We start from the raw sequence: 14,712 nt of genomic DNA, 5'->3' as shown, positions 1-14,712 counted from the left end.
ACATGGAAGGTCCAAACCATCGCCATTGCTGCCTATATCAATGCCATTGGCACTGCTGTTCCCGGTCATGACATCCATCAGCCTTTCATCGCATGGGCGCAAGCGCAACTGACCAGCGACACCGACCGCGCGCTGTTTCAGCGGATGGCGCGCCGTAGCGGCATTTCCCACCGCTGGTCGGTCCTGCCAAAAGCAAACGGCACAGGATCGCCGGTGGAGCCGGGCGGATTTTATGCGAGCGCCGAATTTCCTCCAACGTCGACGCGCATGAAATTCTATGCGCAGGCAGCGCCCGCACTGGCATTGCAAGCAATTGACGCTCTTGCAAAACAAGTGAAAACGGATGGTATAACCCATCTGGTCGTTGCAAGCTGCACCGGGTTCGTGGCGCCGGGCGTCGATCAGGTCATTGCCCACGCGCTCGGCTTATCGCCTTCGGTCGAGCGGCTGCTTGTCGGCTATATGGGCTGCTACGCCGCCGCCGCCGCGCTACGTTCTGCTCGGCATATCGTTCGGTCTGATCCGGGCGCACGCGTGCTTGCTATTTGCGTAGAGCTATCCAGCCTGCATCTACAAAAATATGACCGGCTGGAAACCCTTCTCGCCGCACTGCAATTTGGCGACGGCGCAGCGGCGGCACTGGTGACAGCAGATCCGGCGGGTTTGCGTATTGATGCTCCCTTTGCCGCGACGCTTCCCGATAGTCAGCACCTGATTCAATGGCATATCGGCGATCATGGCTTTGCCATGCATTTGTCAGGCGAAGTACCCAGGCGCATTGCCAATGCATTGGCGGAATCTGAAATGCGCGCAATATTATGCCCGGAGGGCGTCAAAGAGGTGGACGGCTGGGCTGTGCATGCAGGGGGGCGATCGATTCTGGATGCCGTGGCGCATGGGCTGGATCTGCCCGAACACGCCCTCGACAGTAGCCGGGCTGTGCTGGATGCATTCGGCAATATGTCGTCGGCTACACTCATGTTCGTATTGGCTGGAATGCTGGCAGACAAAGTTCCCCGGAATGGCATCGCTTTGGCCTTCGGTCCGGGACTTGCCGCCGAAGGTTTCTCATTCTCAAGTCCATGATGCACAACCTTTCCATCCGCGCGCTGGAAGAAGAGCAGATGGACTCAGTCGATCTGCCGGACGCAGATTATGCCGCAGCGCTGCAAGGGCTTGGCCGCGTCAATATCGCTACGCTTGCTGTGCGGCCTACGCTGGATTTTCTATGCCGCGCTGCACGACGAGACCGGCCCTTTCGTTTGCTGGATGTCGGCTTCGGCGATGGTGGAATGCTGCGCAGCATTTATCGCTGGAGCAGGCGAAATGGCTTGTTATGCGAACTGACCGGCATCGACCTGAACTCACGCAGCAAGGCGGTAGCGCGGGCCCTGCATCCGGCAGGCGCGCCGATACTATACCGCAGCGGTGACTATGCGGATCTGGCGCACGAACCGTGGGATTTCATCGTCAGCAGTCTGGTCACCCATCATATGAGCGATGCGGAACGACACGCTTTTCTGCTCTTCATGGAACGACACGCCACACGCGGGTGGTTCATCAACGACCTGCATCGTCATGGTCTTGCCTATCGCAGCTTCCCCCTGCTCGCCCGCCTGCTGCGTGTTCACCCCATCGTGCGGGAGGATGGGCAGCTCAGCATCGCACGTTCCTTTCGCCCGGCAGAGTGGCGAGCCATGCTTGCCGCGGCTGACCTGACCAGTGTTGCGCATGTGCGGCGCTATTTCCCGTTTCGGTTATGCGTCGAACGCCGCCGCTGATCATCGGCGGAGGACCGGCTGGCGCCGCCGCTGCAATCCGCCTCGCAAAAGCGGGATCCGGTTCGACGATTATCGAGCGGCAGGCCATAGCAGGCGATCCACTATGCGGGGGGTTTCTCAGCTGGCAAACCCTTGAAGCGCTGGAAACACTCGGTCTATCGGGTGACGAACTGCAAGGCCATGAAGTCCATACGCTGCGCATTTTTGCGGGACGCCGTATCTACGAACTACCGCTGCCCGCGCCTGCAAGAGGCGTTTCGCGCGGGCGGCTGGACAGCCTGTTACTTGCAAAGGCAGAAACTCTGGGCGTGGTCGTGCGGCGCGGCATTGCCATATCCGAATATCGGACGGAAACGGGCGAATTGCGATTCGACGATGGAGGAATTCTGACGCCGGAAAGCCTGTTTCTCGCTACCGGCAAGCACGATCTGCGCGGACTGCCACGCCCAAGGCATGCAGCGGGGAACGATCCGATGCTGGGCCTGCGCTTTCGGCTACCTGCATCCAACACCCTGATCGATATTCTGAGCGGCCATATTGAAATGCATCTATTCAACGGTGGCTATCTGGGGATTGTTGTACAGGAAGGGGCAATCGCCAATCTATGCATGGCCGTGCGCAAAAGCCGCCTGGGCGTCGCCCAAACCCGCCCCGCAGCGCTTTTTGCCGAACTGGCGCAGGATAGTCCCGCTCTGGCCGAACGGCTGGCAGGCATGCCTGCCGCATCGCATATCGATGCTATTGGCCGGGTCCCCTATGGCTGGCGTGCACGAACGACACAACCGGGTATCTTTCGTCTGGGTGATCAGGCTGGCGTCATTACCTCTCTTGCTGGTGAAGGTATTGGCATTGCACTGGCCAGTGCCCGGTGCGCCGTGGAATATTGGCGAGATGGCGGTAGTGCCGCCGCTTCCGCTTATCAACGCGCCTTTGCCCGCCAACTGCGTCGGCCACTTGCAATCGCGGAACTGCTGGGCAGCGTTGGTCGGCATCCTGATATTGCCGCCTTGCCCCTTGCCCTGCTGGCGGCGATACCCGGAGCAACGACGATGATCGCGCGGGCGACACGGGTGTAATAGGATATTGATCCAGCGGCGTTCGGACACCATATTCGCGCAATGGAAAAGAAGATTCTCTCTGATGCCGAATGGAAAGCCCGACTGACCCCGGAGCAATATCATGTTCTGCGCGAAGCAGGTACCGAGCGCGCCTTTACCGGAAAATATTATCATAATGAAGCCGAAGGCCGCTATTTTTGCGCAGGTTGCGGCGCGGAACTGTTCGACAGCGGCGAGAAATATGACAGCGGTTCGGGTTGGCCCAGCTTCACTGCGCCAGTCGATGGCGATGCAGTCGTCGAGCATATCGATATGAGCCATGGGATGCGCCGGGTAGAGATACGCTGTGCCAGTTGCGAGGGGCATCTGGGCCATGTTTTTCCCGATGGGCCGGGGGTTACCGGCCTGCGCTATTGCATGAACAGCGCTTCGCTAGATTTCAAACCGCATGGCGAAGACAAATAGACCATCCTTCAAAATCCCTGCCGTTCATCACCGGTAAAGCCGCAAAGCGCTTGTAGGCGGAGCAGGCAGCGCGTAATCGGGCACATAGATGGCGAAATCAAACAAGACACAGTCGCAGGGACGAATGCGCAGGATCGTAATGCGTATTCTCCAGATCGGATTGTTCACAGGAATTGCAGGGGGCATTGCGCTGATCGTGGCGGTCGCTGTGGCAATGTCGTCCTTGCCCAGTTACGAGGCCATGAAATCCTCGCCCAATGGTCAAATGATCCGTGTTCACGCCGCCGACGGCTCGGTCATCGTGTCCCTGGGACCAAGTTTCGGCAAATGGCTGCCCTATGGCCAGATTCCAAAGATCATGGTCGACGCCATGGTGTCCATCGAGGACAAGCGTTTTTATATGCACCCCGGCATCGATCCCATTGGCCTAACCCGCGCCACATGGCTTGCGATTTCCAATCGCGGGACCGGTCGAAGGATGCAAGGCGCCTCGACCATCACGCAACAGGTCGCCCGCAACATATTCCTGAACAACAGCTACAGTTTCGGGCGCAAAGCACGGGAGATGATCCTGGCAATGGCGCTGGAGCGTAAATTCTCCAAGCAGCAGATTCTGGAACTCTACCTTAACAAAGTGTATTTTGGCGGCGGCGCTTATGGAATCGATGCGGCAAGCCGCAAATTTTTCGGCCATCCAGCAACCGAACTCAGCCTTGGTGAAGCGGCCATTGTCGCTGGCCTGGTAAAGGCGCCCTCGCGCTATGCACCAACGGCCGATGCACAGGCCGCTATCGGACGGGCAGGAGTCGTTCTTGACGTCATGAAGGAAAACGGTGCGATAACAGCAGCACAAGCGGCAGCGGCCAACCCCGAAGACATCGTCATGGCGCCGGAAGCACCGCAGAACAGCGTCCGCTATTTCACCGACTGGGCCTTGCCGCAGCTTGATACGCTAATCGATGAAACCACGCAGCCGCTGGACGTGTGGACAACGATCGATCTTAAAATGCAGCGCGCTGCGACTCTGGCCGTCAGTAACAATGCTCCTGCCGGAACGCAGGGTGCATTGGTCTCGCTTGACCGCGATGGAGCGGTACGCGCTATGGTTGGCGGCCTGGATTATGTCAGTTCCAACTATAACCGCGCAACCCAGGCCGAGCGTCAACCCGGCTCAGCTTTCAAATTGTTCGTCTATCTGGCGGCATTGGAGGCTGGGTTTACCCCCGATACGGCTGTCGTGGATGAACCGGTCGATATTAATGGTTGGCAGCCGCGCAACAGTTCTCGCCATTTCAATGGGCAAATCGACGTGCGCACCGCCTTTGCCTATTCCGTCAATACGATAGCCGCAAAAATAGGCGCAGAGGTCGGATTTTCCGCCGTTGCCGATATGGCCCGCCGCTTTGGCATAACCACCCCGGTCAATACCCATCCATCCATGGTGCTTGGCACGTCGGAGGTGCGGTTGATTGACATGACCCGCGCATTTGCTTCCGTTGGTCGCAAGGGCGTGGCTGTCATTCCCTATGGCATAACCAAGGTGACGACTGCCGACGGCGACCTGTTGTACGAGCATCAGGACGACACCAGCCGGGTTCTGGTGGCGCCATGGGTCGCAGCTGGCATGACCGACCTGTTACAGACTGCGGTCAATACCGGCACGGGCCGCGCGGCACAAATCGGCCGACCAGTGGCGGGCAAGACCGGCACCACCAACAGCAACAAGGATGGCTGGTTTCTTGGCTTTTCGAGCGGCATTACCACGGGCGTATGGATGGGCCGCGACAATGCGCGCGCGGTCGGCGGTTTGCAGGGCGGGAGAGCGCCCGCCCAGGCTTTCGCCCAATATATGAAGGTAGCGGTCGCCAAACGGCCGGCGGAAGAATTCGACACCGCGCTTAAACTGCCCGAATGGCAATTGGAACCCGATGATGAAGCGTATTTCGGCGCTCCTGACAATGGGATGTATGTTGACGAAAACGGGATGCCGCTGGAAACCCTGCCTAATGACGGAATAGTGGGCGCGGCACCCCAGGTCCCAGGCGAAAGCGCTCCCGGCAGCGTGCCTACATCCCCCCGGCTTGACCAGAGATGGATCGACGAAGTGCTGGGCCGCCAGGATGGTAAAGGAACGCCTGCGTCACCCGCACCTCCGGCCACCCTCGCCAATCCTCCGCGTCAACAACCAACGGCGCCGCAGAGTCCGCCTCCCCAATAAGATCTCCTTACCTGCCGATACGGTGCAACATTGCGCCATGTTCACGAAGCCAACGTCGCGCAGGAGCAGGGTCCTCGCCATAAATTTGTGCATGGCGGGCATGAAAAGCGGGACTATGATCCATGTGCGCCAGATGCGCGACTTCATGCGCCACAGTCGCTTGCCGCACGAAGATCGGCGCGCAGATCAGCCGCCAGCTATACCGGATATTACCACTTGCGGCGCAACTGCCCCAGCGTGAACGGGGATCGCCAACTGACACCTGACCAAGACGCAGCCCTGCCCGTGCTGCGTAGAGCCCGGTTTCATGCGTCAGCTTTTCCCGCGCCACCTGTCTAAGCCAACGCAGGATCCGAGGCGAAATACTCGATTGAGGGCCGCCTACCACCAAGCTATCGCCCTCTTGCACCACGCGACGCGGGGCAGAGGACGACCAGTTGATCTGCACATCGCGTCCTTCAAAGGGAATAATAGCACCGTGCGATAGAATAATGGTGTCGGGCGCCGCAGCCAGTTGTCCTTCCAGCCAAACCCGCTGCTCGCTTACCCATTTGAGAGCCTTTCGCAGGCTGGCCTTGGGAGGAAGGCCAAGACGAATTTCCAGCCTGGCAGGGTCGATAGATAGCCGAAAGGATCGTGTGCGAGCATGGCGCCGCACACGCAAGGGATATTCGATACCCCCGACAGTCAGTCGGTCGTCAGAGCTCTCTTTCGACCACATGATGTTCCAGATCACCCGCCTGCGTCTCCGATACGGTCCATCCGCGAATCGACTGACCCGCACGATGCACCGCTTCGCGATCACCGCAGATCAGATAATGCCATTCAGGCAGCGACTTGTCCGCAGCACGCAATTTATAAGCACAGCTTTCGGGCAACCACGCAATGTCCTTCAACATGGGAAGAGTGAGGCGCAGGCAATCGGGAACAAAGGCCTTGCGATGGCGATAATCACTGCATCGGGCACTGTGCCGGTCAAGCAGCTTGCAGGCGACATTTGTGGGATAGATACGGCCGGTATCTTCATCCTCGACCTTGTGCAGACAGCATTTGCCGCAGCCGTCGCACAACGCCTCCCATTCGGCCCGATCCAACTCTTTCAGCGGCCGCTCCCAAAACGGCGTGTTCATTTCACCCAGCGATCAAGTTCAGCCGCCACTGCTTGCGGGGACCCTTCATCCTCGTCCGTGTTCGGCTGGTCTGTAGGCAGGATGGCGATGGGCTTGCCATCAGGCCCCATCAGATAAGGCGAGCGGCTGTGATTGACCAGATAATCGCTGGCTCCGTCCTTGCCGTCTTTTGCATAATAGACGGCGAATTCCTTTGCGACCTTTGCAATCTCCTCGGGCGTGCCGGTAAGGCCAATGAGTTTGGGATCAAAGGCAGAAACATAATTTTTCACAACCGGAACGGTATCGCGTTCGGGATCGATGGTGATAAAGATAGGTTGCACCCTGGCCGCACGCGCAGAATCCTGCTTGGCGAACTGACGATAGCCCTGCATCAGCTTTTGCAGGTCGAGCGGACATATATCCGGGCAATAGCTGTAACCGAAATACATTATCCGGTACTGGCCATCGAAATCCTTCCAGGAAACTTTTGCTCCATCCTGATTGGTCAGGGTGAATGGTCCGCCAATGCTGGCCCCGGCCAGCGGCGCTTCACCTTGCCGGGCCGCCCCGTCCTGTGAGCTGTTGCAGGCCGCAAGCGACAATGCAGCGAGAAAAGCGATCGAAAAACAAGCTTTGTTCATAGCGTAGCCAGCCATGCCTTGCTAAGAATAGAAATTCAATCACTTCCGACGAAATGAACAGGGTGGCGAGACATGCGTGGTCGACTTGGGATAGTTTTTGCTCTGACGCGAACAACGGTATTTGCAGGCTTGGCAGCGGCAGTTTTGATCCCAAGCTCGACCTATGCGCAATTTTCCGACAGCTATAATTTCCTGAAGGCCATCAGGGATCGTGATGGGGCCAAAGCCACTGAATTCGTCGATCAGCCTGGTACTACGGTCATCAATACACGGGATAGAGAAACAGGTGAAACCGCCCTGCACATTGTTATCTCGCGGCGAGATGCCGTCTGGCTCAACTTCCTTCTGGCCAAGGGAGCCAAACCCGATGTGGCAGACAATAGGGGCACTACACCGCTGATGTTGGCGGCGGAGCTTCGTTTTCTTGACGGCGCACAGCTATTGCTTGCCACAGGCGCGCAGGTCGACAAAACCAATGACAAGGGCGAAACTCCGCTGATCCGCGCGGTGCAGCTCCGCGACCTGCCGATGGTTCGATTGCTCATCGCAGGTGGTGCAAATCCTGAAAAAGCGGACACATTGGCCGGCATGTCCGCACGCGACTATGCTAAACGCGACAGCCGGAGTTCGTCGTTGCTGACAGCACTCGATACAGCAAAGCCGGCACAAAAGGCGACAGCCGAGGTAGAAGGGCCCAAATTGTAATTCTGGATCAACGAGCGACCATTTACCTCAGCGATAGAAAATATGATTGTCGATGGCGACGAGCTTGGTACGTCTCCAGCCCGGTGAGACACGGCGAGCATGAAAATAGAGAGCGCCCTTGGCTTCGTTAGTCCAGCTATTATCCAGCGCGATCTTTGCTATGGCAACGGCCCTGTGCCATGCCTTGCTTGAGGTATTGATCGCCGGCATCCGACCGCCACGGACGAAAGAAAACTGGCTTCGCTGGTAAATGACGCCACATAAACTGTCGGGGAAACGTGACGATTCGCTGCGATTGATGACCACGCGAGCGACAGCGAGCTGTCCCGCAAGGGGTTCGCCTTTGGATTCGAAATACACTGCGCTGGCAAGGCACTGCATTTCAGAATCAAGCGTACCGGAAACGTCCTGTTGTTTCACCAATTCAGCAAGGCTTGATGCATCCGAATCCATATCGGTATCGTCCAGAATGCGCGGCGTCACGGTCACGGAGCCATCAGCGTTATGAACGATGGAAACTGGAGATTGAGGCGCTGTGTCTTGCATGGCTGAAACAGCATCGGTGGAAGACAAGGTGCGGCTCGCCATGGCAACGGTTCCCGCGGAATCGGCGGCCCCGGAAGCAAGTGAGGGATCTGTTGCAACCAGTGAAGCAACTGCAGATATAATAATTGCCGCCAATGAGGCAGCCTTCAAACGCAAACTCATAAAGTCACATGTTCATGCGGTTGGTCGATCCTGAACACCCAAAAAACCTTAGACCCGGACGTTCGATCGCCCCCCGTCTGCGTGTTTGCCGATCATGTCCCCCCTGGACCGGATACGGTAACCTGCGCGTTGAGCAGGGGGCTCTTCGTCTGGCAGGCTGCCAAAGTCAATGCTTAACAAATTGTTTCAGCGGCGAACCGTTCCGGTTGCGGGATGTTAAGTTCTATTAACCATATATCGGGGTCTGACTTGGTACGACGCTCAATATATTGCGTGCGTTCGGTCTGCGATTCGCTCCCCGTTGGGCCGCAGGGGACCAGCCTGTATCCACCAGCATAATCGGGAATCCGTTCGAACAGTCCGGTTTCAATCCCTCTTTCGAGGCATATCAACAAAATGGTTCCGGCAACTTCATCGCCCTTGCGTACAATGGTAGCAAAGCCTCCCTCCTGTCCTGCGCGGCGGATCAGAGCGCTTGCTAGCATGCGGCTGGTCAGCCGGTCAGACACGGTTGGAACGACCACCCTTTGCCGGTTCGGGCGCATAGCCGGAAAGTGAGGAGAGCGGTATATGCGACCGCATGAAGGTTCCGGTTCCGCGTGCCACCTCATCGCCGGCGGCGTCGATAAGCCGAGCGTCAGCGACATAAACGCGACGCTTGCCACTGATCCACCGTCCTTCCGCAACGACGGGTCCGGTGGTCAGCGGTTTGGTGAACAGCAGGTTGAACGCGGTGGTCAACAGAAATCGATCATTAACCAGGCTGTTCGCGGCATAAAAGGCCGCATCGTCCAGCATCTTGAAATAACTTGTGCCGTGAACTGCGCCAGCAGCATGGTAGAAATTCTCATCCACCAAAAAATCTATCCGACTGTGGCCCTGCTCGGTAATAGTCAGGCGTGATTTGAAAATCCGATTGATGGGTGCGGATAGATACAGCCGTTCCAGCGCGCGAAAATGCGCGGTTTCACCGCTAGCGGCCGGATGGCCTGTGGGCGGATCAAGCCGCGTCACGCGCCTCGTTTCCCGCCAGTAGGGCAAACAGCGCTTCGTCCGATCCCGCACCGCGCAATCGCGCCATGTGGCGTTCATCACGCAAATAACGCGACACGCGCGCGAGTGTCTTCAAATGCTCGGCACCACTGTCGATGGGTGACAACAGCGCAAAGACAAGATCAACAGGCAACCCATCCACAGCATCGAAGGTGACCGGCTCTTCAAGCAATACAACCACAGCTCTCATACTCGTCAAATTATCGAGTTTCGCATGAGGAATAGCCACACCGCCGCCGAATCCCGTAGAACCAAGGCGCTCGCGTTCCATCAGGCGTTCGAAAACCACATGCTCATCAAGAGCATAAACTGTCGCAGCGATTTCGGCGATGCGCTGGAATAATTGTTTCTTGTTGCTTGCAATCAGGCGGCTATTGAGCGCCTTTGGCAGTAAAATATCATCAAAATGAGGCATAATAAACTCGAACGGTCGACCGGAAACTAAAGTACGTGTTCCGGTCGATCCTGTGTTGCATCTGAAACTGAAGCCCGGCCAGATAGGGACTGGGCGGGATCAGGTCAACTGCTTCTGGGTTCTACCCAACCGATTGTGCCATCACGGCGCCGATACACCATATTATAGTTACTGGTCCCGCTATTGAGGAACAACAGCGCGTTGGTATTCCGCAGGTCGAGCATCATGACGGCGTCGGAAACCGTTGCTTCGGGTATATCCACACGGGTTTCCGCCACGATCAACGGAGCTTCAGGCGCTTCCTCCTCCTCGTTTGCGGCCTCGAAAATTGTATAGGCTGCACCGTCGATTGCTCCATCAGGCACTCGCGCCGCTTCCGCCGCCAATGCCTGTCCATGACGGTCTTTCAATCGACGCATATAACGGCGCAGCTGCTTTTCGATACGCTCTGCCGCCTGTTCAAAAGCGAGGTGGGCATCTTGTGCCTCGCCCGCTCCTTTCAGTACCAGCCCTTGCATCACATGACATATGATATCGCAATGAAAGGCGCTGTGTGGCGCCAGGCCGAATGTTACCTGTGCGGAGATAGTTCGGGCAAAATATTTCTCGGCCATCGATTGCAACCGCTGATCAACATAGGTTTTCAGTGCGTCGCCCGTATCGATCTGATGTCCGGAAACACGAATATCCATCGTTTCTTCTCCTTCAAACCGGCTAATCCAGACAGGATAGCCGGACCTTCATGCAGAAGAACCGGAATCAAGCCACAAAGGCTTGTCCAGCGCCGCTACAAATGATGCATGCCGTTCCAGTTCCGCCGATGAGGCGCTGTGTGCGCGTGCCGGACGATGAGAACGAGCCTGAGTGGCAATGCTGCACAGACCATTTGCCTTCCTCTCAGTCTCAATACCCAGCACCAGCCCAATCTGCCGCCCACCGGTCAGTTCGATATAAAGTTGGGCCAGCAGTTCCGCATCCAGCAGCGCACCATGTTTAATACGATGGCTGCGGTCTATGCCATAACGGGTACAGAGTGCATCCAGGCTGTGCTTGGCGCCTGGGTGCAGTGTTCTGGCCATGGCAACAGTGTCAATCATCCGCGTCATGCTGATGCCGGTCCGACCGCAAAGCGTCAATTCATGGTTTAGAAAGCCAAAGTCGAACTTGGCATTATGCGCGACCAGCGGACTATCACCCAGAAATTCGAGCAGCGCATCGACGCCGGCCGGAAATAATTGCTTGTCGGAAAGGAATATATCGGAAAGGCCATGAACTGCCTCGGCCGCTGCGGGCATGGGCCGTTGGGGATTGTAATAAGCATGAAAGGTTTGGCCCGTGGGTACACGATTGACAAGTTCGATGCAGCCTATTTCCACAAGTCTGTCCCCAGTTTGAGGGTCGAACCCGGTCGTCTCTGTATCGAAGATGATTTCGCGCATGCTTTGAGTCTCTCCAATCCCTTATCGGCCTGCGCGGCGACTTAGACAAGCGGTCAACCGCCGGACGGCGGCTCGCGTACGCTCGAATGTCGTGCCTGTATCAATGATATAATCAGCCCGACGTCTTTTTTCAGCATCGGGGAGCTGTAATTTTTTGATCGCTTTGAATTTTGCCGGTGTCATGCCCGGGCGCCGCAACACCCTGCGTCGCTGTTTCCAGGCGGGCGCAGTAACCACGATTATACCTGCGAGGCTGGATGGGGGGCCTTTTTCGAACAAAAGCGGAATATCCAGCACGACCATTGGACGTGCGCGGTAACGACGCAGAAATTTTTCCCTCGCCCGGGCAACCGCAGGATGGATAATATGTTCCAGAGCACGTAATTCTGCGGGATGACCAAGCACGACTGCTCCCAATTTCTGCCGGTCGACACCTTGGGGACCAGTTGTGCCGGGAAAGCGCGCCTCGATGATTGGCACGAGTGAACTGCCAGATTGCTGCAGTTTGTGGACTTCGGCATCGGCATCGAACACCGGGACTCCCTCCTTGCGGAACATGGCCGCGACGGCTGACTTGCCCATGCCGATGGAGCCTGTGAGGGCATATACGCTCATGCCGTAAGCAGCGCCCTCAATTCGAAATCATGATCGCGCGGCGCCTCTGCACCAAAAAAAAGCATAAAAGCTGTCGCCGCCTGACCTATCAACATATTCAGACCATCCAAAGTCCGCAAACCGCGGCCAGCCGCTTCGACCAGCAAAGCCGTTTCAAGCGGCGCATAGACAATGTCATAGATAATGGCCTCGCTCGGCAAGCCCGACAGATCGGGATTCAACGGGTCATATCCTGCCATGCCGAGTGCCGTGCTGTTGACGACCAATGCAACCGCCGGCAATGGCGCAAACAGAGGAAGAACATTACCTTTGATTCCCAATTCCTTAAGCAACCCCCAAGCGCGGTCTTCGCTACGATTGAGAATGGTCACATGGGCTATGCCAATATTGCGCAGAGCGACAAGAATCGCGCGTGCCGCCCCTCCCGCACCGTAAACAGCAGCTGTTTTACCCTTCAGCATGATATTATTGAGCGGTTCGGCAAATCCGCTAATATCGCTATTGTGTCCGCTGGGCCTTTTGGCGCCATGGGGGACAATGATGTTCATAGCTCCTACGCTTGTGGCAAGACCTTCAGGATCGTCCACAAGAGGCAATATCTTTTCTTTATGTGGGATAGTCAGGTTTGCCCCACGCCACAGCGGATCGGCGCGCCTTTCATCGAGCCATATCTCAAGACCGTCTGGCGGGACCAGCGTTTTGCGGTAATCCGCCTTTATACCCAGCTTTTTCAGCCAGAAATTATGAATGATCGGCGATTTGCTATGCGCAATCGGATCACCAATTACCTCAGCATAAGGCAGTGTCATGACGTCAGCACTCCCCTGATCCGAAGATACTCCAGCAACGGCAGCAACGGCAATCCCTGAATCGCGAAGTGGCTTCCGTCGACCCGCACAAAAAGCTGCGCCCCGGGACCTTCAATCCGGTAGCAACCTACACACCAGCGGCAATCGTCCCAGTCGGCGTCTAAATAGGTAGCGATGAACGAGTCCGACAATGGTCTCATTGTCATCTTGACGCGTTCCAGATGCCGCCATACCGGCTCTCCACCCTGCGAGATAACGGCAGCGCTATGCAAATAGTGGGACTTGCCGGACAAAAGCTTTAAAATTCGAGTCGCATCTTCACGATTTTCCGCTTTGTCGATCAATTCACCTGATTCAAGGGCCAGTGTTTGATCGCATCCCAACACCAGATCATCGGGCCGTCGACGTGAAATGCGCATGGATTTGAGTTCGGCCAGTGCATCGGCCAAACTGCGTGCATCAAGACCGTCCGCGCGAAGGGCCGCTTTCGCCGTATCTTCATCAACACCGGGCGCGATGGCTTCATGCGGCACTCCTGCTGCGGTCAGCATCATCCGTCGGCTGGCACTTTGAGAAGCGAGGACAAGCATTTCTTCAGCCGTCAGCTTGAGCGATATACCGCTCGTTGTATATATTGATAATCGCAGCGGCTGTTTCTTCGATCGATCGACGCGTGACATCGATCACCGGCCAGCCATTATCCGCAAATATCCGTCGGGCGAATGCCACTTCTTCCTTGACCTTTTCCTGATCGACATAGGTCGTTTCGGGTGCCTGGTTCAGCGATAAAAGTCGATTGCGCCGTACCTGGATCAATCGATCGGCACTGGTGGTCAGGCCAACGATCAAGGGGTGTTTCAACGTAAAGAGAGAGGGCGGGGGCGGAGATTCCGGCACCAGTGGAATATTCGCCGTCTTGTAGCCGCGATTGGCGAGATAGATTGACGTCGGCGTCTTTGATGCACGCGATACAGCGGCAAGAAGTATATCCGCCTCTTCCCAATTTTCCCAATTGACGCCGTCGTCATGGGCAATCGTGAACTGAATAGCGTCGATCCGGGCAAAATAGGCATCGTCCATAATATATTTGCGGCCCGTGCGATTTCGCGTTTCCTGTCCCAATATGTTGGACATGGCATCCATCACCGGATCCAGCGCGGCAACGATCGGAAGCCCGAAGGCGCGACAACGATTTTCCAGTTTTCGTCGCAATTGCTGGTTAGCCAGCGTAAAAAGGACCAGCCCGGGATTTTGGGAAATTTCCTCCAGTATCCGTTCCAGATGAACTTCGGACCGAACCATGGGCCAGAAATGCCGGATAGTTTCGACATTGTCGAACTGCGCGATCGCCGCCTTGGCGATATTTTCCAATGTTTCGCCTGTTGAGTCGGACAAAAGATGAAGGTGAAGCCGCGTCATCCCGACATCTTTGTGGATAGGTTGTGCATAAAGCAAGGGATAGAATGCTACTACCGCGGTACGGAAATTTTCATGTGCGCTGACCGGATTTTTGTCCACAGCTCGTCTACAGCTTGGTTATTTCACCCACAGCCTGTGTGTAACGTGGAAAGCCGACGAGACTCGCCTCTGAATCTTCATCCTCTTTGAGACAAGCTGTTGGCAAGAGCGGGCTTAACGCATAAACCCCGCTCTTCCATGAACCTACTATCATCATCTATCCTTATATCATTCT

At 56.5% G+C, this 14,712-nt stretch carries 19 protein-coding genes; 6 read left to right on the top strand and 13 right to left on the bottom strand.

Annotated features, from left to right (window positions below; all coding sequences use genetic code 11):
- The first annotated feature begins 18 nt into the window (after positions 1-18).
- The 5 genes from L3X40_RS05035 to L3X40_RS05015 all read left to right on the top strand — a co-directional run bounded on the left by L3X40_RS05035 (position 19) and on the right by L3X40_RS05015 (position 5,522).
- Positions 19-1,086 carry a type III polyketide synthase gene (locus tag L3X40_RS05035; RefSeq protein ID WP_237364726.1) on the top strand — a complete coding sequence of 356 codons (1,068 nt, stop codon included), beginning with the start codon at positions 19-21 and terminating at the stop codon, positions 1,084-1,086.
- Positions 1,086-1,781: a methyltransferase domain-containing protein gene (locus L3X40_RS05030; protein WP_237364725.1), complete on the top strand. Its 696-nt coding sequence runs from the start codon at positions 1,086-1,088 to the stop codon at positions 1,779-1,781. Before L3X40_RS05035 ends, L3X40_RS05030 begins: the two co-directional genes overlap by 1 nt.
- Complete coding sequence (locus L3X40_RS05025) at positions 1,760-2,857, top strand: NAD(P)/FAD-dependent oxidoreductase (RefSeq protein WP_237364664.1); 1,098 nt, start codon at positions 1,760-1,762, stop codon at positions 2,855-2,857. Before L3X40_RS05030 ends, L3X40_RS05025 begins: the two co-directional genes overlap by 22 nt.
- A 42-nt stretch (positions 2,858-2,899) precedes the next feature.
- Positions 2,900-3,304 carry a peptide-methionine (R)-S-oxide reductase MsrB gene (gene msrB, locus L3X40_RS05020; protein ID WP_237364663.1) on the top strand — a complete coding sequence of 135 codons (405 nt, stop codon included), beginning with the start codon at positions 2,900-2,902 and terminating at the stop codon, positions 3,302-3,304.
- Between the two features lie 88 nt (positions 3,305-3,392).
- Positions 3,393-5,522 (top strand): transglycosylase domain-containing protein, encoded by a 2,130-nt coding sequence (locus L3X40_RS05015; RefSeq protein ID WP_237364662.1) that lies wholly within the window; start codon positions 3,393-3,395, stop codon positions 5,520-5,522.
- Between the two features lie 7 nt (positions 5,523-5,529).
- Here L3X40_RS05015 and L3X40_RS05010 read toward each other — a convergent pair whose 3' ends face one another.
- Genes L3X40_RS05010 through L3X40_RS05000 form a run of 3 tightly spaced genes read right to left on the bottom strand, consistent with a single transcriptional unit; the run spans position 5,530 to position 7,275 of the window.
- Positions 5,530-6,243 (bottom strand): M48 family metallopeptidase, encoded by a 714-nt coding sequence (locus tag L3X40_RS05010; RefSeq protein ID WP_237364661.1) that lies wholly within the window; start codon positions 6,241-6,243, stop codon positions 5,530-5,532.
- On the bottom strand, positions 6,221-6,652 hold the full coding sequence (locus L3X40_RS05005) for a YcgN family cysteine cluster protein (protein WP_237364660.1): 432 nt from the start codon (positions 6,650-6,652) through the stop codon (positions 6,221-6,223). The genes L3X40_RS05010 and L3X40_RS05005 overlap by 23 nt, the downstream gene beginning before the upstream one ends.
- Positions 6,649-7,275, bottom strand: a complete 627-nt coding sequence (locus L3X40_RS05000) for an SCO family protein (protein WP_445177155.1) — start codon at positions 7,273-7,275, stop codon at positions 6,649-6,651. Before L3X40_RS05000 ends, L3X40_RS05005 begins: the two co-directional genes overlap by 4 nt.
- 72 nt (positions 7,276-7,347) lie before the next feature.
- Here L3X40_RS05000 and L3X40_RS04995 point away from each other — a divergent pair, with 72 nt between their 5' ends.
- On the top strand, positions 7,348-7,980 hold the full coding sequence (locus L3X40_RS04995; RefSeq protein WP_237364658.1) for an ankyrin repeat domain-containing protein: 633 nt from the start codon (positions 7,348-7,350) through the stop codon (positions 7,978-7,980).
- A gap of 27 nt (positions 7,981-8,007) precedes the next feature.
- Here the strand turns inward: L3X40_RS04995 and L3X40_RS04990 are convergent, their stop codons facing one another.
- The 10 genes from L3X40_RS04990 to L3X40_RS04945 form a co-directional block, all read right to left on the bottom strand.
- Positions 8,008-8,688 (bottom strand): cell wall hydrolase, encoded by a 681-nt coding sequence (locus L3X40_RS04990; protein ID WP_237364657.1) that lies wholly within the window; start codon positions 8,686-8,688, stop codon positions 8,008-8,010.
- A 173-nt stretch (positions 8,689-8,861) separates the two neighbouring features.
- A complete protein-coding gene (locus tag L3X40_RS04985) occupies positions 8,862-9,197 on the bottom strand; it encodes a DUF1491 family protein (RefSeq protein ID WP_338331127.1) in 336 nt (111 codons plus the stop codon).
- On the bottom strand, positions 9,190-9,702 hold the full coding sequence (locus tag L3X40_RS04980) for a PaaI family thioesterase (RefSeq protein WP_237364656.1): 513 nt from the start codon (positions 9,700-9,702) through the stop codon (positions 9,190-9,192). Before L3X40_RS04980 ends, L3X40_RS04985 begins: the two co-directional genes overlap by 8 nt.
- The gene (locus L3X40_RS04975; RefSeq protein WP_237364655.1) at positions 9,689-10,156 is read right to left on the bottom strand and encodes a PTS sugar transporter subunit IIA; all 468 of its coding nucleotides are present in this window, start codon (positions 10,154-10,156) and stop codon (positions 9,689-9,691) included. The genes L3X40_RS04980 and L3X40_RS04975 overlap by 14 nt, the downstream gene beginning before the upstream one ends.
- Before the next feature lie 104 nt (positions 10,157-10,260).
- Positions 10,261-10,848, bottom strand: coding sequence for a ribosome hibernation-promoting factor, HPF/YfiA family (gene hpf, locus L3X40_RS04970; protein WP_237364654.1), 588 nt, complete (start codon positions 10,846-10,848; stop codon positions 10,261-10,263).
- 48 nt (positions 10,849-10,896) lie between these two features.
- Complete coding sequence (gene dnaQ / locus L3X40_RS04965) at positions 10,897-11,595, bottom strand: DNA polymerase III subunit epsilon (RefSeq protein ID WP_237364653.1); 699 nt, start codon at positions 11,593-11,595, stop codon at positions 10,897-10,899.
- Positions 11,596-11,616: 21 nt separating this feature from the next.
- Positions 11,617-12,210 (bottom strand): dephospho-CoA kinase, encoded by a 594-nt coding sequence (gene coaE, locus L3X40_RS04960; protein ID WP_237364652.1) that lies wholly within the window; start codon positions 12,208-12,210, stop codon positions 11,617-11,619.
- Positions 12,207-13,019, bottom strand: coding sequence for a shikimate dehydrogenase family protein (locus tag L3X40_RS04955; RefSeq protein WP_237364651.1), 813 nt, complete (start codon positions 13,017-13,019; stop codon positions 12,207-12,209). The genes coaE and L3X40_RS04955 overlap by 4 nt, the downstream gene beginning before the upstream one ends.
- Positions 13,016-13,609, bottom strand: a complete 594-nt coding sequence (locus L3X40_RS04950; RefSeq protein ID WP_237364650.1) for a Maf family protein — start codon at positions 13,607-13,609, stop codon at positions 13,016-13,018. Before L3X40_RS04950 ends, L3X40_RS04955 begins: the two co-directional genes overlap by 4 nt.
- Before the next feature lie 4 nt (positions 13,610-13,613).
- A complete protein-coding gene (locus tag L3X40_RS04945; protein WP_237364649.1) occupies positions 13,614-14,438 on the bottom strand; it encodes a pyruvate, water dikinase regulatory protein in 825 nt (274 codons plus the stop codon).
- Positions 14,439-14,712: the final 274 nt, after the last annotated feature.

The sequence above is a fragment of the Rhizorhapis sp. SPR117 genome (genome assembly GCF_021742065.1).
This window is presented reverse-complemented; position numbering and strand designations above follow the sequence as displayed.